Source organism: Caballeronia sp. LZ043, from assembly GCF_031451075.1.
Classification (GTDB): domain Bacteria; phylum Pseudomonadota; class Gammaproteobacteria; order Burkholderiales; family Burkholderiaceae; genus Caballeronia.
Genome location: NZ_JARUXT010000003.1, coordinates 1489061 through 1511006, shown reverse-complemented (window position 1 = coordinate 1511006; position 21946 = coordinate 1489061). Strand labels below are relative to the sequence as shown.

The window sequence follows — 21946 nt, the reverse complement described above, 5'->3', positions numbered from 1 at the left end:
AACCTGCCCGCCGCTCAGTCCAGCTCGCCGGCGGCGAAAGCCTTCAGCAAGTGATGCGCGATGGCGAACGGCTTGGGCGCCGAAAGCCCTTGCGGATGCGTGCCGTCGAGCATGCCGGCCACTTCGGCGCGCGTGAACCAGCGCGCGTCCTCGAGTTCCTTCTGATCGACGACGATCTCCGTTTCAGTCGCGCGCGCGAAGCAGCCGATCATCAGCGACGACGGAAACGGCCAGGGCTGCGACGCGTAATAGCGCACGTCCGTGCAGCGGATGCCCGCTTCTTCGAGCACTTCGCGATAGACCGCGTGCTCGAAGGTCTCGCCCGGTTCGATAAAACCCGCCAGCGCCGAATACATGCCGGGCAGGAACTGCGGCTGACGCCCGAGCAGGCAGCGTTCGCCGTCCGTCACGAGCATGATGACGACAGGATCGACGCGCGGAAAATGCTGCGCATGGCAATGGCCGCAGATTCTCCGCCAGCCGGCGCCGGCGGAATCGGTCGGCTGGCCGCAGTTGGCGCAGAAGCCGTGGCGGCGATGCCAGTCGAGCATCGAACGCGCTTCGCCGAGGGCGCTGATCATTGGCGGCGGGACGAGGCCCTGCATGGCGACCGGACGCAGTTCGACCGCTTCGACGCCGTCGCCCGCCAGACCCGCCGCGCCTTCTTCGAACGACAGCGCGAACAGCGAACGCCGGTCCGCTTCACGGCCGAGAAACACGCTTTGCAGCGGCGTGCCCAGCCGCGCGGCTTCGCGGGCATCGAACAAGGGATCGTGGCCGTTCGCGCGCTTGAAGAGCGGCACGTTGTTCACGAACAGCAGGAAGCGCGTGGCGGGATCGTCGCGCAGGGTGGCGACGAAGGCGTCGTCGTCACGCTTCTCCGACACGCGGTCGAGCGGATCGAGTGTAAAACCGATGGCATGAGGCGGCGTGGGCATAGTATTTTTCGAGCGTGTTGTGCGTAGTGCGCGCGGGGAGCGGAACATGCCGCGAGCCGTGCGTCCATGGGACGGGAAGCGGCAAGGCCAGTCAGGCATCGTAGCGGACTTGGCGCGTCCGTGCAGGGCGTCGCCTGGCGGCCCGTCCACCTGCCCGAGCCGTATGCGGAGACGCCGATGATCACGCTTTATTCGTATCCCGGGCTGTTCGGCCTGGAAGACAACAACCCGTTCGGACTGAAGGTGTTCGCGTTCCTGAAGCTTTCAGGCCTGCCCTTCGAGCATCGTCATGTGATCGATACGAGCGTTGCGCCGCGCGGCCAGTTGCCGTATCTCGTTGACGACGACGCAACCATCGGCGACAGCGACAGCATCATCGCGCATCTGAAGCGCCGCTACGCGCTGACGCTCGACGACCCGCTGACGCCCCTGCAACACGATCTCGACCTGCTGGTCCGCCGCACGCTCGACGATCTCTACTGGGTGATGTCCTATTCGCGCTGGCGCGACGACCGTTACTGGCCGCTGTTCCGCGCCGCGCTGCTGGCGGCGCTGCCGGACGCCGATCCCGACGTGCTGGAGCACGCGCGGCAATACAATTTCGAGCGCTATCGTTATCAGGGGATCGGCCGCTATGAGCCGGATGATGCGTATGCGCGCGGCATCGGCGACTTGCAGGCGGTGACGAACCTGCTGGCGGACGGACCCTTCATGTTCGGCGCCACGCCCGCCAGCATCGACGCCGCCGTGTACGGCTTTGTCGCGAACATCCTGTTCTATGACATCGATACACCGCTCAAGCGTTTCGTCGTTGCGCAGGCGCGGCTCGTCGAACACTGTCACGCGATGCGCGAACGCATGGGACAGAGCCGCTCGCCATAATCGATCATTCGGGCGCCGTCTCCACGCTCTTGCCCGACCAGCTGATGCTCGACACGCCGCGCTCCATGCTCATGCGGCTCGCCATGCGTTCTAGCCGGGCCTGATCCTTCGGATGCATGCGCACGGTCGCCGTCACGCGCACGCGCGGCGGCGCGTCTTCGATGTCTTCGCTCGTCAGGCTCAGGAAGGAGAGCGGCTGCGCGTCCATGGCATTCGACAGCTGGGTGCGGATATGAATTTCGTCTTCCTGCCGTCCGATGACCGTCAGCACATATTCACGCACGAGGTCGGCGCTTGAAACCGGCGTCGCGTTGATCATGCGGCTGACTTCGCGCAGCACGGTGTTGGTGATGAGCACGATGCCCGTGCCTTCGATGGCTGGCCCATAGTGCCCCGACCCGCACAACACGCCGACGGCCGCCGAACACCATAGCGTCGCCGCCGTGTTGATGCCCTGCACCGAGCCTTTCTCGCGCATGATGACGCCGCCGCCGAGAAAGCCGACGCCCGACACCACATACGCGGCGATCTGCGTGACGCCCGCGACGCCGTTGCCCGTCAGCACGCCGAGCGTGACGAACAGGCAGGCGCCGCTGGCGACGAGCGTGATCGTGCGCAGGCCGGCGGTGCGCTGGCGCAGCTGCCGTTCGAGTCCGATGGCGACGCCACAGGCGAACGCGGCCAGCAGGCGCAGGGTGAAATCGAGATGCATCGGTCAGAAGGCCGGGTGCTTTCCGGGAACAAACCGGCAAGCTTCGCACGGGAGCGTGTCGGTGGCGTGACTAGGCGCGCCGGAACAGGCGCGATGTGAGGCGCCAGAAGAACCGCGCCAGCTTCCGGTAGCGCGTTTCCCGGGGTTCGAGGTTGAGCATGGCGTCGTAATGCGGACGGGATTCCTCGACGCGCGGCAGGTCCGAAAGCAGCAGCAGGTTCATGGTTTTCTCCGGGCGCCATGGTTGGCGCGTAGCGGCGGTCCGAGGGATCGCCAGGGCAAACGCTCGCGACGAGCGGCCTCGCGGACGCCGGCTCGCATTGGGCACGGCAATCCGTGAAGGATGACTACGCGCGCGCGCTCAGTCCCGCGACGGACGCAGGAGCGGCGCACGCAAGCGCACGCGAAGCGATACGGCGACGCGCGTTATGCGCGAGTCGCGATATCACGCCCGGTGGCGCTGACGAATGGGTGCACGAGGAGAAAAACTGCGACGCGCACCGTCTGCCTGATGGCAAGACGGCGGCTGAGCTTGAAGAAAAGCGGGGAGCGGCGTCCTGCGGTCAGGCGGCGAAACAGATCGAAGATCGACTACTGCAGGTATCCAAAGGATCACCTTGGGCTTTTTGAAGTTGGGCGATTCTAGTCGCGGCTCATGACGTCGGTCAACCCGGATTGCTGCCACGCATGAATGGCTATGTGCGTTGAGCAGCATGGCGGACGCGGCGAAACGCAAGCTTCAGCGCTGCGCTGCATCACAAAATATTCCAAAACGATGTCGATTGCGGCGCGGCATGCTCGTCGTAGGAGTAAGCATGCCCAACTGCCTGGAGAGACAGCCGATGACCCTGCAACTGTATGCCCATCCTTTCTCTTCTTATTGCCAGAAGGCACTGACCGCGCTGTACGAGAACGGCACGGCCTTCGACTATTGCGCGTTGACGCCGGAGCGTCCGCAGTCCATGCGCGAGCTCGTCGAATTCTGGCCGATGAAGCGCTTCCCGCTGCTCGTCGACGACGGCCGGCCGGTCATGGAAGCGACGGTGATCATCGAATATCTGGGATGCTTTCATCCTGGGCCGGTGCGGCTGCTTCCCGCCGATCCACGCGCCGCGCTGGAGGTGCGCTGGCTGGACCGTTTCTTCGACAACTACGTGGCGACGCCGCAGCAGAAGATCGTCTTCGACGCCATGCGGGCCGCGGACGAGCACGATGCGCGCGGCGTCGCTGATGCCCGCGCGATGCTCGACACGTCGTATGCGTATCTCGACCGCCTGATGGCATCGCGCGAATGGGCGGCGGGTGATGCTTTCACTCTCGCCGATTGCGGCGCCGCGCCGTTCCTGTTCTACGCAGACTGGGTGCATCGCATCGATGCTGCGTTTGCGAACGTCATTGCGTATCGCAAGCGGCTGCTGGCGCGGCCTTCGTTTGCGCGCGCGGTAGAGGAAGCGCGGCCGTATCGGGGATTGTTCCCGCTCGGCGCGCCGGATCGCGACTGATTCACTGACAAGGAGATCGATATGAGCGACATGAGCACGGCAAGCACACTCGTTCCCGCGGCTGAACTCGCGCAGCGCGCCACCATGCGGATTCCCAACGAAAGCGCCGAGTATCGGCGGGCGCGCACCGCGCTGCTGGCTGAGGAGATCGAGCTGCGGCGGCAGATCGAGCGTGTCGCGCAGCTGCGCCGGGCATTGCCGCCGGGCGGCGAAGTGAAGGGCGACTATCGCTTCGAAGGCGCGCAAGGCGCCGTGGATTTCGCCGCGCTGTTCGGCGACAAGGACACGCTCGTCATCTATAGCTGGATGTTCGGGCCGCAACGCGAACGGCCCTGTCCGATGTGCACGTCGCTGCTGTCCGCGTGGGAGGGCGAGGCGCGCGACATGGGCCAGCGGATCGCGCTCGCGGTGATCGCGCGTTCGCCGTATGCGCGGCTCGCCGCGTTCGCGCAGGAGCGCGGCTGGCGCGACCTGCGTCTCTTCTCGGACCTGAACGGCGCGTTCAGCCGGGATTATTTCGCGCTGTCGAAGGAAGGCGGCGATGAACCCGCGCTCCATGTGTTCACCCGGCGCGAAGGCGTGATTCGCCAGTTCTGGAGCGGCGAGATGGATTTCGCTACCGTCGATCCCGGTGAGGATCCGCGCGGCGCGCCGGATCTGATGCCGCTGTGGAACGTGCTCGACATGACGCCCGAAGGACGCGGCAAGGACTGGTATCCGAAGCTGGATTACGGGCCGCGCGAATAAGCGCGATCGTGACCATGAGCGGCGCCGGCAGCGGCTGTGCACGAAACGTCCTGCCGGCGTCGGAGCGCAGCACTCATTTCGATCCCTCGGCCTGCGCGGACGGATACACGTCGACGCGCTTGCGCATCGTCAGGCGATCCTTGAGGCGCAGGAAGGGTGTTTCGATCAGCACATGACTGAGGCTCGCCGCAACCAGCGCGCCGACGATGCCCAGCGGAAAGCGGTACGCCACCGGCGAGTGGATGTCGCTGAACAATTGCTGCCACAGATACAGGCTGAACGAGATCGTGCCGATGTAGACGAACGGTGCGCTGCGCAGCAGGCGCGAGAACCAGAACGCCTTGCGCGATATCAGCACGACGATCACGAAGCCGACCAGCGCCGCTTCCACCGTTGCGCCGTAGGTTGCGCTCCAGAGCCCGCCGAGCCGCTCATGCAGCAAGGGCATGCCGAAGAGCAGCAGCAGGACCGCGGCGGACGGAAGCAGCGCGCCCCACGGCAGCGCCGCGACGCGCGCTTTCAGCGCGTCGCGATTCAGGGCGACGAAGCAGCCGATCAGGATCGGATCGATACCGGTGTGCAGCATCATGCTCAACTGCCCGCGCAGGGCCGGCCACGCGAAGTACGTGCCGATCCTGACGAGCGGCACGAGCACGAGCAGGGCAATCAGCGCACGCTGGCTGCCGCGTCCGAGAATGAAAAGGAGCAAGGGCGGCCAGAACCAGTAGAACTGCTCTTCGAGCGCGAGGGTCCAGAAGTGGCCGAGATACCAGGCGCCGTCGGGGTGAAGCGCGTTGATCGAACTCATGCCGGCGACGCCGGAGAAATTCCAGACATGCAGCGCGGCGACCGCGAACTGGCCGGGATCGACATCAACGAGCCCGGCGAACGACAGCAGCGCAATGACGGCAAGGTAGGCATAGAACGCCGGCCAGATGCGCAGCGCGCGTTTCATATAGAACGGCACCAGGCGCAAGGTGCCGCTGGCCTGCCATTCGGCCTTCAGGATGCCGGTAATCAGATAGCCGCTGAGCACGAAAAAAATCATCACGCCGAGACGCCCGTCCGAGAAAAGGCGCAAAGGCGCGAGCGCGCCGCGATAGCCGCCCGGAATCATGTGCTGCGCATGACCCATGACCACCATCATTACCGCGACACAGCGCAATCCGGTCAGCTCCTGAACATGATTTTTCATCAAAAAACCTTTCAATGAGTGTATGGCGGGCGTCCTGCGCGTGCCGGCTCGAGGGGATCGAGTCTCCGTTAAAAACTTTGCAAAGAAAATCACTCAAGGCGTTAAAAAATATTTCAAGGCGGGCGCTAAGACGCTTGCCTTGCGCGCTAAAGAAATTCGCCAAGGATTTTTTTCCCGTTTTGCACGAATTAGCATAGGGCGCTCGCGAAGCGGCCTTGACGGCCGCGTCTGACATCATCGACCGGGCGCACTCATGAACGAAAGAATTCGCGGCTTCGACGGCCTGCGCGCGCTTGCCGTCCTGCTGGTCTTCATCCACCACAAGGCCATGGCGGCAGACAGCGGCCTTGGACACCTCGGTGTGTGGATTTTTTTCGCGCTCAGTGGCTTTTTGATCGCGGATATCCTGACGAAGCAACGGGGGCGCATCGATGCCGGCGCAAGTTCGTTCATCGCCGAACTCAAGCGCTTCCTCTTCCGGCGCACGCTGCGGATCTTCCCCGTCTACTACCTGCTGCTCGTCACGCTGACGCTCCTGATGACGGTCGGCCTTGCCGGTCCCGAACTGGCGGGCGGCATGCCGTTTCATTTCGCTTATCTGTCCAATTTCTGGATCGCCGATGTTCTGCACTACTGGCCCGGACGCTATTCGCATCTATGGAGCCTGTCGGTCGAAGAGCAGTTCTATCTGTTCTTCGCGCCGCTGCTGCTGGCCATCGGCGCGAAATGGCACACGCGGATCTGCGGCGCGATCTTCGTCGCGGGCGTCGCCACGCTGTTATGGATGAAGGCGACGCAGACGCCGGGCATCGTGATCTACACGCATCCGCTCGCGAACTTCTGGCTGTTCGCGCTTGGCGGCATCGGCGGGGCATGGGTGCGCCGTAACGGCACGCTCGGGCGCTGCCTGGGTTCGCTGCCGGTGGCGCTGGCGCTGGCCGGAGGCATTGCGCTGATGTGCGGCGTCGAGCCGGCGTGGGAGCGCATGACGGACCCGCTGCGCTTCACCGCGCTCTATGTGACCTATGGCGCATGCATCGCGGCCCTGGTGTGCGCCGTCGCGTGCAGCCGGAGCGCCATGCTGCTGGCATGTCTCGAATGGAAGCCGCTGGCGGCGTTGGGGAAGATCAGCTATGGCTTCTATCTTTATCACGGCTTCATGCCGGACCTCACCCGCAACGCCCGGGTGGCCGCGATGTTTGGTCCGTCCGGCATGCCGGCATGGGCGCATGCGGCAAGCTTCGCCGCTTCGTTTCTGCTAACGCTGATGCTTGCCGGATTGTCCTGGCGTTTCATCGAAGAGCCCGTTCTGCGGCTCAAGAATCGTCGTCCGGCACAAGAAAACAGACCGCCCGAGTCCCGTCCGGGATCGCTTATTCGCTAAAGAATATTGCTTGGCGCAAAAAATCATTAACTTCGCCTGGAACCTAGGGGTTTGTCATATTCGGGCAAACCTTAGTAATGGTATGCTTCCTGCACTATATCTTCATACACGAGCGAGACCAGGCATCGTGCGCCGAATTGAGTCAACTCATGCACCATGAGAGATTGGCAATTCACCGGATGCACCGTTTTTGTTGTTTGAGCAAACGTTTGCGAGTACCTCGAGATCCTTGGGCAGAGTGTGCAGGGAGCCGGACGTGTGCCGGCCTTCCTTTGATTTGATCAGCGCGACGTCCGATATCCGCAGCGAAGTCCGACTGCATGGAGCAACGCAATGTTTTTCAATGAACTCAGCAATGACGAATGGGCGATGGTCTCGGCTCTGATCGGCGAGAGCGAGGTGCGCGAGCACCGTCGCGGCCGGCCCCGGGCGCATCCGCGAACCATCGTCAATGCGGTGTTGTGGATCCTCACAACAGGCGAAACCTGGTCGAAGCTGCCCAGCCACTATCCGACCGTGCCCACGTGCCGGCGCCGCTTTGTCGACTGGCAGATGAACGGCACGCTGATCGAGATCGTCAAGGTGCTGGCCAATGCCGGGCGCTCCTTCGCCTACGTGCCGCGTCAGCCCGTGGCGGAGACCGCGCCGCGCCCGGTCCCGCCGTCTTACGACTGCGACCGTCTGCGAGGCGTGTTCTGGCAGAACCCTGAATCGTGGCAGTCGCGCGATGTCCTGCCGCCCGGGCGGGGCGCGGCGGTGCCGCGCCGTCTGCCCGAAGCGCGCGACGTCGCCCAGGCCAGTGCGTCGCCGGTCATCGTCCCGCGCGTGCGTGCGCCGCGCCCCGCGCGGCCGTATGAAACGCCGGCGCCGTTCGAGCCGGCCTGCGCGCCGGTCGGCGACCCGCGCGGCTACAGCATCTACCCGATCGCGCGCGACGTGTCCGGCGGCATGTATCGCGGCTGGGCGGAGATCGTGAAGGACGGTCGCCGGGTCGAGCGTTCGGGGCTCATCGGGCCGCGCTTCAAGTCGATGGAAGAGGCAAGGAGCTATGCGCTGGAGTGGGCGCGGCGCTGGATTGCCGCGCAAGCTACGCGCGCGGACGTGGCGCGGGCGGCGCGCGAAGCTTATGTCGGCGAAGAGCGCGTGGCGGCCGAAAGCGGGCATTGACCCGCTTTGCCCGGCGCGCCCCGCGCGTCTTCAGCAAGTCACTTCACTGACGCCCGTACGTATCCTCGAAGCGCACGATATCGTCTTCGCCGAGATACGTTCCGGACTGCACCTCGATGATTTCGAGCGGCATCTTGCCCGGGTTCTCCAGCCGGTGCTGCACGCCGATCGGAATATAGGTGGACTCGTTCTCCGCGAGGATGAAGGTCTCGCCGCCCCGCGTGACGAGCGCGGTGCCGCGCACGACAATCCAGTGCTCCGCGCGATGATGATGCATCTGCAATGACAGGCGCGCGCCCGGCTTCACGACGATGCGCTTGACCTGGAACCGGTCGCCCTGATCCACCGAATCGTAATGTCCCCACGGCCGGTGCACCTTGCGATGATCGGCGGCCTCGCGGCCCTGTTCCGACTTGATGCGTCCCACGATGGCCTTGACGTCCTGCGCGCAGGACTTGTCGGCGACGAGAATGGCGTCCGCCGTTTCCACGACCACCAGATCGCGCGTGCCCACGCAGGCGATCAGACGCCCTTCCGAATGCGCGTAGGTGGACGTCGCGCCTTCGAACATCACGCGGCCGCGCGCCACGTTCGATGCATCGTCCTTCGGCAGGATGTTCCAGATCGCGTCCCACGAGCCCACATCCGACCAGCCTGCATCCAGCGGCACGACCGCGCCGGTGAAGTGGTCGTCGCCACGTTCGCCGGCAATCTGTTCCATCACGGCATAGTCGATCGAATCCGACGGCGACGACGCAAACGCCGTGCGTTCGAGACGCAGGCATTCGCCGTCGTCGTCGCCGTGTTCGAACGCCGCGACGCAGGCCGCATACATGGCCGGCTGATAGTGCTCGATGGCCGAGATCCAGGTCGACGCGCGCACGATGAAAATGCCCGCGTTCCAGCCGTATTCGCCCGAAGCCAGATAGTGCTGCGCGAGTTCGAGATGCGGCTTTTCCACGAAGCGGTCGAGGCTGCACGCACCGTGGCCGGGCAACGCGGCGCCCATCCTGATGTAGCCGTAGCCGGTTTCGGCATGGGTCGGCACGACGCTCAGCGTGACGATCGCGCCGGCTTCCGCACAGCGCGCGCCTTCACGGATCGCGCGATGAAATGCGTCCTGATCGGCGACCACGTGATCCGCCGGCATCACCACGAGCACGGCGTCTTCGCCGCCACGAAGCGCGTGCATCGCGGCGACGGTGAGCGCGGGCGCGGTATTGCGCGGCACTGGTTCCAGCACGAGCCGCGCGCGGCGGCCCTGGCCAAGCAACTGCTCGGCGGTGGTGAAGCGATGTTCCTCGTTGCAGACGACAACCGCATCGGCCACGCGCAGTCCGGCGGCGGAGAGACCGTCGAGCCTGCTGACGGTGGCCTGCAAGAGCGACTGCTCGCCGATCAGCCCGATGAGCTGCTTCGGAAAGTGTTCGCGCGACATCGGCCATAGCCGGGTGCCGGAACCGCCCGCGAGAATCACGGGCTGAATGCTGAGGCGTACGCCGGTGCCGGCGTCGATCGTGGATGCGCTCGCAAGCGCGGTGTCTGGTGCATTCATGGTGTGCCTCCTGGCGCGTGATCGCAAAAGCGGACCCGTCATATTTAGCATGGAGAAAACCGCGTGATAAAAGGAAAAAACGCATCAAAAAATCCGCGCGGTTTCTGCTTCATACAAGCCCCTCGACTCAGGTGCGATTTATTTCTCTCCCATCCCGATACCACCCGGACCCGCACGAACAAAGGCGCTCGCCGATAAAAAATCCGCAAATAAATCCGCTCGATTGAAGCCGCATATTTTCGGTGTTGCAGCGCCATATTTATTCCAGTTCCATACCACCCATGCACTGCGTCATGCGAACTGGCATGACGCTCACAACAGATAAACGTGTGCTTTCGTTCCGAGGGGAATGCAATGCTGAGTGTGATATCGAGAGTCGCCGATCTGGCCATGGCGGTGCTGGGCGCGCTGCTTGCCGCCGCGCTCGCAGCGGGCGAGTTCGTCTGGCTCGGCGACGTCGAACGCACCCTGCTCGGCTTCTCCTGCGTCCTGACCATCATGACGTTTCCGGCGCTCGGGATCTATCAGTCGTGGCGCGGCAAGCCCGTCTACGACCTGCTGTTGCGCGCGACCTTCGCGTGGCTGCTGGTGGAAAGCGCGGGCGTGCTGCTCACCTTCAGCATTCATCGCGCGGACTCGTTGTCGCGCGGCTGGCTCGCGTACTGGGCCGCCTGCACGGTGGGCCTGCTGATCGTCTCGAAGGCGCTCGTGCATACCACGCTCAAGCTGCTGCGGCGCGAAGGCTTCAACCAGAAGACGGTCGCGATCATCGGCTCGGCGCCTTATGCGACGTTCCTGATCGAGCAGATGCGCGGCCGTCCGGATGCGGGCTTCAGTCCCGTCTGCGTGTTCGATCCGGCCGCCTCGCATGCCGCGATGGAAGGCGACGCGCTCTTGGGCGTGCGCATCGAACGCGATTTCAGCCTGCTCGCGGAACACGTGCGCGAGCGCGCCGTCCGCGAACTGTGGCTCGCGTTGCCCATCTCGCAGGAGCCGACGATTCACCGCATCGTGACCGAGTTCCGCGACGACTTCGTCAACGTGCGCTTCATCCCCGATGTACGCAGCCTGTCGTTCTTCGGTCATGCGGTGGTCGATCTGCTGGGCGTGCCCGCGATCAACCTCGCCGCCTCGCCCATTACCGACGTCAAGGTCCTGCCCAAGCGCGTGTTCGACCGCGTTTTCGCCGCCTGCGTGCTGGTCGCGCTGGCGCCGCTGCTGGCGGCGATCGCCATCGGCGTGAAGCTGTCTTCGCCGGGACCGGTGTTCTTCCGCCAGCGGCGCAAGGGCATCGATGGCCGTGAATTCAGGATCTACAAGTTTCGCTCGATGCGGGTTCATCACGAAGCCGCCGGCCAGATCACGCAGGCGCAACGCGGCGACCGGCGCGTGACGAAGATCGGCGCGTTCCTGCGCCGCACGAGTCTCGACGAGCTGCCGCAATTCATCAACGTCCTGAAGGGCGAGATGTCGGTGGTGGGTCCGCGCCCGCACGCGCTGGAGCACGACGACATCTACAAGGACCTCGTCAAGGGTTACATGCACCGTTACCGCATCAAGCCGGGCATCACGGGCTGGGCGCAGGTCAACGGCTTTCGCGGCGAGACGGACCGCATCGAGAAGATGTCGGGCCGCGTGAAGCTCGATCTCTACTACATGCAGCACTGGACCTTCGGTCTCGACATGAAGATTGTCGCGATGACGCTGTGGAAGGGCTTCGCGGGCGCGAACGCCTACTGAGTCCGGTCCATGCAACCGGCCAAATCATCAACACCTGGAGTTGGATCATGAAACTGACGATCATCGGCAGCGGCTACGTGGGGCTCGTGACGGGCGCGTGTCTCGCGGACATCGGCAATGACGTGCTGTGTCTCGACCTCGACCAGCGCAAGATCGCCATTCTCAACGGCGGCGGCATGCCGATTCACGAACCGGGCCTGCAAGACGTGATCGACCGCAATCGCGAGGCGGGCCGTCTCGCGTTCACGTCGAACGTGCAGCAGGCCGTGGAGCACGGCGAGATGCTGTTCATCGCAGTGGGCACGCCTTCGGATGAAGACGGTTCCGCCGACCTGCAATACGTGCTCGCGGCGGCGCGCGACATTGGCCGCTACATGAACGGCTTCAAGACCATCGTCGACAAGTCGACCGTGCCCGTCGGCACCGCGCGGCGCGTCAAGGCCGCGATCCAGTACGAGCTCGACGCGCGCGGCGTGGACCACATGTTCTCGGTGGTATCGAATCCGGAGTTCCTCAAGGAAGGCGCGGCGATCGAGGATTTCACGCGGCCGGACCGCATCGTGATCGGCTGCGACGAGGACGTGCCCGGCGAACGCGCGCGCGAACGCATGAAGCGCCTGTATGCGCCGTTCAACCGCAATCACGAGCGCACGCTGTATATGGACGTGCAGTCCGCCGAGTTCACCAAGTACGCCGCCAACGCCATGCTCGCGACGCGCATTTCCTTCATGAACGAGCTGGCGAATTTCGCGGACCGCGTCGGCGCGGATATCGAAGCGGTGCGGCGCGGCATCGGCTCGGACCCGCGCATCGGCTATGACTTTCTCTATGCGGGCTGCGGCTACGGCGGCTCGTGCTTTCCGAAGGACGTGCGCTCGCTGATCCAGACGGCGTCGCTGTTCGGCCATGACATGAGCATCCTGAGAGCGGTGTCGGACGTCAACGAGGCGCAGAAGGACACGCTCACGCACAAGATCGTGCGGCGCTTCGGCGACGACCTCACAGGCCGCACCTTCGCGCTGTGGGGCCTCGCGTTCAAGCCGAATACCGACGACATGCGCGACGCCCCCAGCCGCGTGCTCGCGGCGGCGTTGCTGGCGCGCGGCGCGAAAGTGGTCGCGTACGACCCGGTGGCCGCCGACGAAGCCCGCCGCGTCTTCGCACTCGACCTTCAGGGCCTGCCCGAAGCGCGCGCGCGGCTCTCCTATGCGGCGAATCACAAGGACGCGCTCGACGGCGCGGATGCGCTCGTGATCGTCACCGAATGGAAGGTGTTCAAGAGCCCGGATTTCGATGCGATCAAGCGTCGCCTGCGGCATCCGGTCATCTTCGACGGCCGCAATCTCTACGAGCCGGAGACGCTGAGCGAGATGGGCATCGAGTATCACGCGATCGGACGCGGCACGCGCGTGAGCCACGTTGCCGTGCCAGAAAGCGTGGCGTAACGCGCCGATGTTCGGGAGCGTCCTGATCGTCTGTCACGCGAACATCTGCCGCAGTCCGACTGCGGAGGTGCTGTTCCGCGCGCATCTGGCGAGGCGCGGCGTCCGGCCGATGGAGTTTCGTTCGGCCGGGCTCTACGCCCACGAAGGCGAGGACATCGACCCGGCCATGCAGCGGCTGCTGGCGGAGCAGGGGCTCGATTCGTCGCAGCATCGCGCCCGGCGTTTCGACCGCGGCATGGCGCGCGGCGCGGACCTGATCCTCGTCCCGGAGCGCAGCCAGATGCGCGCGGTCACGCAGCTCGCGCCAACCGCGCGCGGCAAGGTGCATCTGCTCGGCAAGTGGGAAGACGCTGAAGTCGCCGACCCGTACGGCGCGCATGACGCGGTCTATCGCGAGAGCTTTGGATTGATCGAACGGCTGGTGCTTGGATGGCTCGACAAAATATGCTGATACCCCGTGTTCTTTTGCTGGCGTCTTTCATGTCGGCGTTGTTGTCGGCGTGCAGCACGGCGCCAGGCAATTTCCTCAATACCTCGCGGCTCGAAGACAAGGATCCGACGCCCACCGCGACCTATCCGGTGCATCTCATCACGGCGGACGTGATCGCCCAGGAGCAGGCGGCGCCCGATGCCCCGCAGCCGCTGCCGCCCGCGCGTTTCGCCGATGAAGCGCAGTACGTGTATCGCATCGAACCGCAGGACATTCTCGGCGTGACGCTGTGGGATCACCCGGAACTGACGACGCCGCAGGGCAGCACGCTCTCCACCGGCGGCAACACCACGCAGACGGTCGCGGGCGCGCTCCGGCAGCCCTACACGCAGGCGCTGCCGGGACAGGCGGACCCGTACGGCCAGACCGTGTCGCCGGACGGCATGATCTTCTTCCCGTTCATCGGCCGCGTGCGCGTGGCGGGCAAGACGACCGGCGAGATCCGCGACCAGCTGGCCGCCGCGCTGGCGCCGTACATCAAGAACCCGCAACTCGACGTGCGCGTGCTGGCGTATCGCAGCCAGAAGATCGCGATGACGGGCGAAGTGAAGCAGCCCGGTCCGCTCGCCGTGAGCGACGTGCCGCTGACGCTCGTGGACGCCATCACGCGCTCGGGCGGCACCACGTCCGAGGCGGATCTCCAGCGCGTGCGGCTGACGCGCGGCGGCAAGCTGTATGTGCTCGACGCCAACAGCGTGCTGGACCGCGGCGACATCTCGCAGAACGTGATGCTGCAGTCGGGCGACATCATCAACATTCCGGACCGCTACGACAGCCGCATCTTCGTGATGGGCGAAGTCAAGACGCCGATGCCGGTGAACATGATGCGCGGCCGCGCGTCGATCGCCGATGCGCTGACGCTCGCCGGCGGCGTACTCGACACCGACGCCAACGTGCGCCAGATCTATGTGGTGCGCGGCGCGCGCAGCAATCCGGCGCGGCCCGACATCTTCCGGCTCGACATGTCGCAGCCGGACTCGCTGCTGCTCTCGACGCAATTCCAGCTGCGTCCGCAGGACGTGGTCTACGTGGGCACGGCGGGCGCGGTGCAGTTCAACCGCCTGATCAACCAGGTGTTGCCGACCTTGCAGACGCTCTTCTATCTGAAGCAGCTGACGCGCTAGCGGGCATCGAACAAGGGAGTCGTATCGTGAACATGCAAGTGCATCCCTTCATGCAGAAGCCCGACGAGGAAGACGTCGTGCTCGGCAATCTGATCCAGGCCGTGATCGACGACATCGGCTGGCTGATCGGCGTCTTCGCCTTCGTGGTGCTGTGCGCGGCCGTGTATTGCTATCTCGCGAGGCCGGTGTATTCCGCCGATGCTCACGTGCGCGTCGAAACCAACGACAACACGTCGCAGGCGCTCACGCAGACGCAAACCGGCCAGGCGATCAACTCGGGATCGAGCGCGCTGCCCACCGACGCGGAAATCGAGATCATCAAGAGCCGCGGCGTGGTGGCGCCGGTGGTGGCGCAATGCAAGCTCAACTTCTCGGTTGCGCCGGTGACGCTGCCGCTGCTCGGCAGTCTCGCGGCACGCTTCGCGACGCCCGGCGTGCCGGCTAAGCCGTGGTTCGGCATGGCGTCGTATGCGTGGGGCGGCGAGATCATCCAGCTGGATTCGATCGAGGTCGAGCCGCAGTGGGAAGGCAAGGAACTGATGCTCACCGCGCTCGGCGACGGGCGCTATGCGCTGGCCGACCCGCAGGGACACGCGCTGCTTCAGGGACAGGCAGGCGCGGAGGCGAGCGGCCAGGGCGTCACGCTGCTCGTGAAGCAGCTCGTGGCCCGGCCCGGCACGCGTTTCAAGGTGATGCGCGCCAACGATCTCTCGGCGATTGCAAGCTTCCAGTCGGGCATCACGGTGACCGAGCAGGGCAAGCAGACCGGCGTGATCCAGATCTCGCTCGAAAACCAGAATCCGGACAAGGCCGCCGAGATCGCGAATGCGCTCGCGCAGTCGTATCTGCGCCAGCACATCGAGACCAAGCAGGCCGACGCGGGCAAGATGCTCGACTTCCTGCGCACCGAGGAGCCGCGGCTCAAGGCGGACCTGCACAACGCGGAAGCTGCGCTGACCGAGTATCAGCGCCAGGCGGGCGTCATCAACGCAAGCGACGAAGCCAAGGTCTATCTCGAAGGCAGCATCGGCTATGAGGCGCAGATTTCCGCGCTGCGCCTGCAGATCACGACGCTCGAACAGCGCTACGGCAATCTGCATCCGGCGCTGACGACGGCGCGCGAGCAGCTCGCGCAACTCGAAGCGCAACGCGAGCGCTATGCGTCGCGCTTCCGCGATCTGCCGCAATCGGAAGTGAAGGCGGTGGCGTTGCAGCGTGACGCGAAGGTGGCGGAAGACATCTACGTGCTGCTGCTGAACCGCGTGCAGGAGCTTTCGGTGCAGCGGGCCGGTACGGGCGGCAACGTGCATATCGTCGATGCCGCGCTGCGACCCGGCGATCCGGTCAAGCCTAAGAAGGTGCTCATCATGTCGGCGGCGGTGATTCTCGGGCTGATCCTCGGCACGGGCTTCGTGTTCGCACGCCGCGCGATCTTCAAGGGCATCGACGATCCGGAGCGCCTCGAACGCGTCTCCTCGCTGCCGATCTTCGCGCTCGTGCCGCACAGCGCCGAGCAAACCCGTTTCGATACCGACGTGAAGCGCCGCCGTCACGACGACCTCGAAGCGCCGATTCTCGCGATGCTGCGTCCCAACGACGTTTGCGTCGAGATCATGCGCAGCCTGCGCACGTCGATCCAGTTCTCGCTGATGGAAGCGCGCAATCGCGTGGTGATGCTGACCGGGCCGGCGTCGGGCGTCGGCAAGAGCTTCCTCGCGACCAACCTCGCGGTGCTGCTCGCGGCTACCGGCAAGCGCGTGCTGCTGATCGACGCGGACATGCGGCGCGGCAAGCTCGAACGCGCGTTGAGCGCCGGGCGCGAGCCGGGCCTCGCGGAACTGCTGGCGGGAACGATCGGCCTGGAGAAGGCAATCCGCACGACCCGGATTCCATCGCTCGATTTCATCGCGGCGGGCAAGCGTCCGGGCAATCCGTCGGAACTGCTGATGTCGCCGCGACTCCAGCCCACGCTCGAGGCGCTCGCCCGCAAATACGACGCCGTGCTGATCGACACGCCGCCGGTGCTCGCGGTCACGGACGCGCTGATCGTCGGCAAGATGGCGGGCACGAACTTCCTCGTGCTGCGCTCCGGTGCGCACAACGAAGGCGAAATCAGCGAAGCGACGCGGCGCCTGCGTACGGCGGGCATCGTCGTGCAGGGCGCGATCCTGAACGGTACGCCACAACGCGCGCGCGGCTACGGGCGCGCCCATTACGCAGCGGTGGAAGAGTATGCGGGCCACTGAGGGAGAACAGACCATGACCATGACCATGAGCTTGAGCGTCTCGGTGGTGGTGCCGACCTATCGCAGGCCGGCGGACCTGAAGCGCTGCCTGGCGGCGCTGCGGGCGCAGACGCGCCTGCCAGAGGAAGTGCTGGTGATCGCGCGTCCCGAGGACGAAGCAACGGCGCGGCGTCTGGCGATCGAACTGAAGGGCGCGCAAGGCTTCATGTTGCGCGTGATCGAGACCGGCGCGGGCGGTCAGGTGGCGGCGCTCAATCGCGGGCTGGAGGCGGCGCAAGGCGAGATCGTCGCGATCACCGACGACGACGCCGCGCCCCATCCCGACTGGATTGCGCGTATCGCCGGCGCGTTCGAAGAGGATGAACGCCTCGGTGCGCTCGGCGGGCGCGACTGGGTCCACGAGAAGGGCCGCGTGCTGGACGGCGCGCGCCACGAAGTGGGCGTGGTGCGCCGCACGGGCCGGATCGTGGGCAACCATCACCTCGGCGTGGGACCGGCGCGGGACGTACGCATGCTGAAGGGCGCGAACATGAGCTACCGGCGCGCGGCGGTGGGCGCGCTGCGTTTCGATACGCGATTGCGCGGCGCGGGCGCCCAGGTTCACAACGACATGGCGTTCAGCATGAACGTGCGGCGCGCGGGCTGGACGGTGCGCTATGACCCGCTGGTCGCGGTGGATCACTTTCCGGCCGAGCGTTTCGACGACGACCGGCGCGACGCCCAGACCTTCGGCGCACTGAGCGATGCCGCCTACAACTTCCATCTGATCCTGAGCGAGCAGCTCGATCCGGGTCATCGCGAACTGGCGTGGTGGTGGTATGCGCTGATCGGCACGAAGGTCTATCCGGGCCTGGCGCAGGCGCTGCTCGCGACGCGCGGCGGCGTGGCCCATGCATGGCGGCGCTGGCGCGCGGTGCGCAGCGGCGCACGCGAGGCGCGCTCTGAGGCCCGCCGCGCGCGCACGTCGGACACGCCTGCGCTTCCCGCTGCGAGGACACTATGACGAACGTGCATGTGCATCTCTTCCATGGCGCCGATCCGGCGCGGTATCGGCAGGGCGACAACATCGGCTGCCTGTATGGCTATCACCATGCGGAGTCGGCGGAATTCACGCTGACCTACTCGCGCGATGCCGACGAACGCAAGCCGATGCGCTTCCTGCGCCGCGCGTTGAAGGCCGCGCTCGGCTTCGATTTGATTCATACGTGGCGCAATCGCGAGGCCATACTCGCCTGCGACGCCGTATGGACGCACACGGAGCAGGAGTATCTGTCCGCCGCGCTGTTGCTGCTGCTCAAGGGCCGCGCGCAGGGCAGGCCGCTGCTGCTTGCGCAGTCGATCTGGCTGCTCGACAAATGGCCCGGTTATGGCGCGGTGCGCCGCTGGATCTATCGCAAGCTGATTGCGCGCGCGGATATCCTCACCACGCATTCCAGCGTGAATGCCGCGCTGGTGCGCGAGTACTTCGGCCGCGAGGCGGAGCAGGTCTTCTACGGCCTGAACCTGCAGGACTTCGCGCTCGCCGAGCCGCGCGCATGGACGCCGCATACACCGCTGCGCGTCGGGGCGATCGGCAATGACCGCGACCGCGACTGGCGTACGCTCGCCACGGCGCTGCGCGACGATGCACGCTACGACGTGCGCATCGCGACGCGCCGTCGCGTGCCGGCCTCGCTGCACGCGGACAACGTGTGCATCGCACCGGCCATCGGGCTGAACGCGGCGCGCGAACTGTACGACTGGGCCGATGTGATCGTCGTGCCCTTGCGCGCGAACACGCATGCTTCGGGACTCACGGTGCTGCTCGAAGCCGTCGCGCTCGGCAAACCGGTGATCGTCACGGATGTGGGCGGTCTGCGCGATTACTTCGGCACCGGACACGTGTCCTACGTGCCCGCGCACGATGCGCCGGCGCTGCGCCGCGCGCTCGATGAACTGCGCGGCAATCCCGCGCTCGCATTGGCGCGGGCGCAGGCCGCCATGCGCCATTTCATCGCCCGCGACTACACGACACGCGAGTTCGCGCTCCAGCATGTGCGGCTGACGCGCGCCGCGCTGGAACACGCGCAAGGCGCGAACGATGCCGCGCCGAACGGGCAGGCGGTATTCGCGCCGCGCGAGCTGACGAGATGAACGCCGCGCCGCTGCCTCCCATGTCACGCGACCTCGCCGGCCGGGTCAAGACCGTGCGCCGGGCGCGCAAGGGTCCGCCGGAATGGACCGCGCAGGCGGTCGTCTGGGGGCTGACCGCGCTGCTGGTGCTGGCGCGCCAAGGGACGGTGCTCACGCTGGCCTTTCCGCTGCTGGCGACGTGCGCGGCGCTCTACCTCTACTTCCGCAGCCCGTCGCGGTACATCGGCTTCATGTGGTGGGTCTGGTTCCTGAGCCCGGAAGTGCGGCGTCTCGCGGACTGGAGCCGCGGCGCGTTCACGCCGACGAGCCTGATCCAGATCGCACCGCTCGTCGTCACGATGATCTGCGGCCTCACCCTGTTGCGCCAGTACAGGGTGCTGGCCCAGCGGCGCGGCCTGCCGATGCTGCTGATGCTGCTCGGCATCGCGTATGCCTACCTGATCGGCGTGGCGTCCAGCGGCCCGATGGCGGCGACCTACGACCTTGCGAACTGGCTGTATCCGGTGCTCATCGGCTTTCACATCATGGTGAACGCACACGAGTATCCGAAGTACCGCAAGGTGCTGCTGGATACCTTCGTCTACGGCCTGTTGCTGATGGGCGCCTATGGCATCGTGCAGTTCTTCATCATGCCGGCCTGGGACGCCCTGTGGATGATCGGCTCGCAAATGGCCTCGCAGGGCGAGCCGGTGCCGCTCGGCGTGCGGGTCTTCAGCACGATGAACTCGTCCGGCCCGTTCGCGCTCGTCGTGATGGCGGGGCTGACCTTCGTGATGGCCGGCACGCAGCGCGCGCGCTGGCTGGCGGGCGCGCTCGGCTTCGTCTCCTTCGCCTTGTCGATGGTGCGTTCGGCGTGGGGCGGCTGGATCATCGCGATGATGCTTCAACTGCTCAAGGCGAGCAACCGCGTGCGGCTGCGCATCGTGCTCGGCGCGGTGGTGCTCGTCGGGCTGTCGGTGCCGCTGCTGACCATCGGGCCGGTGGCGGACAAGCTCGGCACACGCCTCCAGACCATGACCAACCTGAGCAACGACAGCAGCTATGCCGCGCGCAACGAGTTCTACACGAACTTCATGGTGACCGCCTTCACCGATGTCACGGGCGAGGGCTTCGGCGCCACCGGCACCTCGACGAAACTGGCGAGCGCGAACGGCGATCTCGGCAAGTACGGCAGCTTCGACAGCGGCGTGATGAACGTGCCCTTCGTGCTGGGCTGGCCGGGCGGCCTGCTCTACATGGCGGGCGTCGCGCTGTTGCTGGTGCGGGCGTGGCGCGCGTCGTTCTCGCTGCGCGACGACAAGTTCGCGCAGGCCGCGCTGAGCCTGGCCTTTTCGATGATCGGCATCCTGCTGTTCGCCAACACCTTCGTCAGCACCGGCGGATCGCTGTTGTTCACGAGCCTGTTTGCGATCATCGCCGCGCGCCATCATGCGAAGCTCGTGCGCCGCCGCGAATCTCTCTTCTTTCAACATCAAAGGCTAGCCAATGAGAATCGCGATCGTCACCCACGTGGTGCGGCATAACGACGGCCAGGGCCGCGTCAACTACGAAATCGCGCGCGCGGCGCTGGCCGAAGGGCACGAGGTGATTCTCGTGGCATCGCACGTCGCGCCCGAGTTGCTCGCTCACGCGCGGCTGCGCTGGGTGCCGGTGATCGCCGGCCGCTTCTGGCCGACGCGCCTCGTCAAGCAACAGGTCTTCGCGATCAAGAGCGCACTGTGGCTGCGCGCGCATCGCGATGCCTACGACGTCCTGCACGTGAACGGCTTCATCACCTGGGCGCGCGCCGAGGTCAACACCGCGCATTTCGTGCATGGCGGCTGGACCCGCAGCCCGTATTACCCGTTCCGGCTGCGCGGCGGCGCGTGGTCGGCGTATCAGGTCATCTACAGCCGCCTGAATGCCTGGCTCGAAGGCTGGGCGTACCGGCGTTCGCGGGTGATCGCGGCGGTATCGGAGAAGGTGGCGGACGAGATCCGCGCGGGCGGCATCGAGAGCCAGCGCGTGCAGGTCGTCTACAACGGCGTGGATACGCAAGCCTTCGCGGCGGCCTCTGCCGAACGCGCGGCGTTCAACCTGAAGGACGATGCGTTCCTGCTGCTGTTCGTCGGCGACCTGCGCACGCCGCGCAAGAACCTGCAAACCGTGCTGCACGCACTGGTATCGCTGCCGTCGCATGTGCAGCTCGTCGTCGCGGGGTATCTGGCGGGCAGTCCTTATCCGGAGCAGGCGCGCGCGCTCGGCATTGCGGACCGCGTGCATTTTCTCGGGCTCGTCAAGAACATGCCGACGCTGATGCATTCCGTCGATGCCTTCGTGTTCCCGTCGCGCTATGAAGCGATGAGCCTTTCGCTGCTGGAAGCGCTCGCCGCCGGCCTGCCGGTCATCACGGCGCGCACGGCGGGCGGCGCGGAGATCATCGGCGAGGACTGCGGCATCGTGCTCGCCGATCCCGACGACGCCGTCGCGCTGGCGGGCGCCATCGGCGAACTGGCGGCGTCGCGCGAACGCTGCGTGCGCATGGGCGCGGCGGCGCGCACGCTCGCGGCGGACTTCAACTGGGCGCGCATGGCGCGGCGTTATCTCGATCTTTATCGCAGCTTCGCGCGGCATGAGCGCAGCGACAACGTGACGACACTGAAGGCGGCATCCGCGCAATCGCGCGTCTGACATCAACCCGAACAGG

20 protein-coding genes are annotated in these 21946 nt (G+C 65.8%); 15 read left to right on the top strand and 5 right to left on the bottom strand.

The genetic code is table 11. The annotated features are described in order from the left end of the window. Nucleotides 1-14: 14 nt before the first annotated feature. Nucleotides 15-938, bottom strand: coding sequence for an NAD(+) diphosphatase (gene nudC, locus QCE64_RS26955; RefSeq protein ID WP_309925006.1), 924 nt, complete (start codon nucleotides 936-938; stop codon nucleotides 15-17). A gap of 177 nt (nucleotides 939-1115) precedes the next feature. Between nudC and QCE64_RS26950 the strand changes: the two genes are divergently transcribed. Further along, a complete protein-coding gene (locus QCE64_RS26950) occupies nucleotides 1116-1820 on the top strand; it encodes a glutathione S-transferase C-terminal domain-containing protein (protein ID WP_309934207.1) in 705 nt (234 codons plus the stop codon). Between the two features lie 4 nt (nucleotides 1821-1824). Here the strand turns inward: QCE64_RS26950 and QCE64_RS26945 are convergent, their stop codons facing one another. Both QCE64_RS26945 and QCE64_RS26940 read right to left on the bottom strand, forming a co-directional pair. Beyond that, a complete protein-coding gene (locus QCE64_RS26945; protein WP_309817824.1) occupies nucleotides 1825-2532 on the bottom strand; it encodes an MgtC/SapB family protein in 708 nt (235 codons plus the stop codon). A 70-nt stretch (nucleotides 2533-2602) separates the two neighbouring features. Then, nucleotides 2603-2755, bottom strand: a complete 153-nt coding sequence (locus QCE64_RS26940; RefSeq protein ID WP_310007179.1) for a hypothetical protein — start codon at nucleotides 2753-2755, stop codon at nucleotides 2603-2605. Nucleotides 2756-3374: 619 nt separating this feature from the next. Here QCE64_RS26940 and QCE64_RS26935 point away from each other — a divergent pair. Beyond that, a complete protein-coding gene (locus tag QCE64_RS26935) occupies nucleotides 3375-4034 on the top strand; it encodes a glutathione S-transferase family protein (protein ID WP_309925330.1) in 660 nt (219 codons plus the stop codon). Between the two features lie 30 nt (nucleotides 4035-4064). Continuing rightward, on the top strand, nucleotides 4065-4781 hold the full coding sequence (locus QCE64_RS26930) for a DUF899 family protein (protein ID WP_310007394.1): 717 nt from the start codon (nucleotides 4065-4067) through the stop codon (nucleotides 4779-4781). A gap of 73 nt (nucleotides 4782-4854) precedes the next feature. On the opposite strand, the gene QCE64_RS26925 is transcribed toward QCE64_RS26930, so the two are convergent. Then, on the bottom strand, nucleotides 4855-5976 hold the full coding sequence (locus QCE64_RS26925; protein WP_310007177.1) for an acyltransferase: 1122 nt from the start codon (nucleotides 5974-5976) through the stop codon (nucleotides 4855-4857). A 22-nt stretch (nucleotides 5977-5998) separates the two neighbouring features. On the opposite strand from QCE64_RS26925, the gene QCE64_RS26920 reads away from it, so the two are divergent. The 3 genes from QCE64_RS26920 (at nucleotide 5999) to QCE64_RS26910 (ending at nucleotide 8527) form a co-directional block, all read left to right on the top strand. Then, nucleotides 5999-6208 carry a hypothetical protein gene (locus QCE64_RS26920; protein WP_310007175.1) on the top strand — a complete coding sequence of 70 codons (210 nt, stop codon included), beginning with the start codon at nucleotides 5999-6001 and terminating at the stop codon, nucleotides 6206-6208. Nucleotides 6209-6229: 21 nt separating this feature from the next. After that, nucleotides 6230-7360 (top strand): acyltransferase, encoded by a 1131-nt coding sequence (locus QCE64_RS26915; RefSeq protein WP_310007173.1) that lies wholly within the window; start codon nucleotides 6230-6232, stop codon nucleotides 7358-7360. Nucleotides 7361-7693: 333 nt separating this feature from the next. Further along, complete coding sequence (locus QCE64_RS26910; RefSeq protein WP_309925002.1) at nucleotides 7694-8527, top strand: transposase; 834 nt, start codon at nucleotides 7694-7696, stop codon at nucleotides 8525-8527. Nucleotides 8528-8570: 43 nt separating this feature from the next. On the opposite strand, the gene QCE64_RS26905 is transcribed toward QCE64_RS26910, so the two are convergent. Beyond that, a complete protein-coding gene (locus QCE64_RS26905) occupies nucleotides 8571-10082 on the bottom strand; it encodes a mannose-1-phosphate guanylyltransferase/mannose-6-phosphate isomerase (RefSeq protein ID WP_309925001.1) in 1512 nt (503 codons plus the stop codon). A 354-nt stretch (nucleotides 10083-10436) separates the two neighbouring features. Between QCE64_RS26905 and QCE64_RS26900 the strand changes: the two genes are divergently transcribed. Genes QCE64_RS26900 through QCE64_RS26860 form a run of 9 tightly spaced genes read left to right on the top strand, consistent with a single transcriptional unit; the run spans nucleotide 10437 to nucleotide 21930 of the window. Next, the gene (locus QCE64_RS26900; protein ID WP_309934004.1) at nucleotides 10437-11822 is read left to right on the top strand and encodes an undecaprenyl-phosphate glucose phosphotransferase; all 1386 of its coding nucleotides are present in this window, start codon (nucleotides 10437-10439) and stop codon (nucleotides 11820-11822) included. 47 nt (nucleotides 11823-11869) lie between these two features. Continuing rightward, complete coding sequence (locus QCE64_RS26895) at nucleotides 11870-13267, top strand: UDP-glucose/GDP-mannose dehydrogenase family protein (RefSeq protein ID WP_310007171.1); 1398 nt, start codon at nucleotides 11870-11872, stop codon at nucleotides 13265-13267. 7 nt (nucleotides 13268-13274) lie between these two features. Continuing rightward, entirely contained in the window at nucleotides 13275-13718 is a 444-nt protein-coding gene (locus QCE64_RS26890; protein ID WP_310007169.1) for a low molecular weight protein-tyrosine-phosphatase, read from the top strand. After that, nucleotides 13712-14881, top strand: coding sequence for a polysaccharide biosynthesis/export family protein (locus tag QCE64_RS26885; RefSeq protein ID WP_404987445.1), 1170 nt, complete (start codon nucleotides 13712-13714; stop codon nucleotides 14879-14881). Before QCE64_RS26890 ends, QCE64_RS26885 begins: the two co-directional genes overlap by 7 nt. A gap of 32 nt (nucleotides 14882-14913) precedes the next feature. Further along, nucleotides 14914-17127, top strand: coding sequence for a polysaccharide biosynthesis tyrosine autokinase (locus QCE64_RS26880; protein ID WP_309934204.1), 2214 nt, complete (start codon nucleotides 14914-14916; stop codon nucleotides 17125-17127). A gap of 31 nt (nucleotides 17128-17158) precedes the next feature. Beyond that, nucleotides 17159-18130 carry a glycosyltransferase family 2 protein gene (locus QCE64_RS26875; protein ID WP_310007391.1) on the top strand — a complete coding sequence of 324 codons (972 nt, stop codon included), beginning with the start codon at nucleotides 17159-17161 and terminating at the stop codon, nucleotides 18128-18130. Beyond that, nucleotides 18127-19260 carry a glycosyltransferase gene (locus QCE64_RS26870; RefSeq protein ID WP_309934002.1) on the top strand — a complete coding sequence of 378 codons (1134 nt, stop codon included), beginning with the start codon at nucleotides 18127-18129 and terminating at the stop codon, nucleotides 19258-19260. The genes QCE64_RS26875 and QCE64_RS26870 overlap by 4 nt, the downstream gene beginning before the upstream one ends. Further along, entirely contained in the window at nucleotides 19257-20783 is a 1527-nt protein-coding gene (locus tag QCE64_RS26865; protein WP_310007165.1) for a glucose-6-phosphate isomerase, read from the top strand. Before QCE64_RS26870 ends, QCE64_RS26865 begins: the two co-directional genes overlap by 4 nt. Further along, nucleotides 20746-21930 (top strand): glycosyltransferase family 4 protein, encoded by a 1185-nt coding sequence (locus QCE64_RS26860; protein ID WP_310007163.1) that lies wholly within the window; start codon nucleotides 20746-20748, stop codon nucleotides 21928-21930. Before QCE64_RS26865 ends, QCE64_RS26860 begins: the two co-directional genes overlap by 38 nt. The last annotated feature ends 16 nt before the right edge of the window (nucleotides 21931-21946 follow it).

What these genes read in the sequence shown, in the direction of transcription:
- nudC (WP_309925006.1), bottom strand. Translation starts at nt 938, where the DNA reads ATGCCCACGCCGCCTCATGCCATCGGTTTTACACTCGATCCGCTCGAC.
- QCE64_RS26950 (WP_309934207.1), top strand. Translation starts at nt 1,116, where the DNA reads ATGATCACGCTTTATTCGTATCCCGGGCTGTTCGGCCTGGAAGACAAC.
- QCE64_RS26945 (WP_309817824.1), bottom strand. Translation starts at nt 2,532, where the DNA reads ATGCATCTCGATTTCACCCTGCGCCTGCTGGCCGCGTTCGCCTGTGGC.
- QCE64_RS26940 (WP_310007179.1), bottom strand. Translation starts at nt 2,755, where the DNA reads ATGAACCTGCTGCTGCTTTCGGACCTGCCGCGCGTCGAGGAATCCCGT.
- QCE64_RS26935 (WP_309925330.1), top strand. Translation starts at nt 3,375, where the DNA reads ATGACCCTGCAACTGTATGCCCATCCTTTCTCTTCTTATTGCCAGAAG.
- QCE64_RS26930 (WP_310007394.1), top strand. Translation starts at nt 4,065, where the DNA reads ATGAGCACGGCAAGCACACTCGTTCCCGCGGCTGAACTCGCGCAGCGC.
- QCE64_RS26925 (WP_310007177.1), bottom strand. Translation starts at nt 5,976, where the DNA reads ATGAAAAATCATGTTCAGGAGCTGACCGGATTGCGCTGTGTCGCGGTA.
- QCE64_RS26920 (WP_310007175.1), top strand. Translation starts at nt 5,999, where the DNA reads ATGGCGGGCGTCCTGCGCGTGCCGGCTCGAGGGGATCGAGTCTCCGTT.
- QCE64_RS26915 (WP_310007173.1), top strand. Translation starts at nt 6,230, where the DNA reads ATGAACGAAAGAATTCGCGGCTTCGACGGCCTGCGCGCGCTTGCCGTC.
- QCE64_RS26910 (WP_309925002.1), top strand. Translation starts at nt 7,694, where the DNA reads ATGTTTTTCAATGAACTCAGCAATGACGAATGGGCGATGGTCTCGGCT.
- QCE64_RS26905 (WP_309925001.1), bottom strand. Translation starts at nt 10,082, where the DNA reads ATGAATGCACCAGACACCGCGCTTGCGAGCGCATCCACGATCGACGCC.
- QCE64_RS26900 (WP_309934004.1), top strand. Translation starts at nt 10,437, where the DNA reads ATGCTGAGTGTGATATCGAGAGTCGCCGATCTGGCCATGGCGGTGCTG.
- QCE64_RS26895 (WP_310007171.1), top strand. Translation starts at nt 11,870, where the DNA reads ATGAAACTGACGATCATCGGCAGCGGCTACGTGGGGCTCGTGACGGGC.
- QCE64_RS26890 (WP_310007169.1), top strand. Translation starts at nt 13,275, where the DNA reads ATGTTCGGGAGCGTCCTGATCGTCTGTCACGCGAACATCTGCCGCAGT.
- QCE64_RS26885 (WP_404987445.1), top strand. Translation starts at nt 13,712, where the DNA reads ATGCTGATACCCCGTGTTCTTTTGCTGGCGTCTTTCATGTCGGCGTTG.
- QCE64_RS26880 (WP_309934204.1), top strand. Translation starts at nt 14,914, where the DNA reads ATGCAAGTGCATCCCTTCATGCAGAAGCCCGACGAGGAAGACGTCGTG.
- QCE64_RS26870 (WP_309934002.1), top strand. Translation starts at nt 18,127, where the DNA reads ATGACGAACGTGCATGTGCATCTCTTCCATGGCGCCGATCCGGCGCGG.
- QCE64_RS26865 (WP_310007165.1), top strand. Translation starts at nt 19,257, where the DNA reads ATGAACGCCGCGCCGCTGCCTCCCATGTCACGCGACCTCGCCGGCCGG.
- QCE64_RS26860 (WP_310007163.1), top strand. Translation starts at nt 20,746, where the DNA reads ATGAGAATCGCGATCGTCACCCACGTGGTGCGGCATAACGACGGCCAG.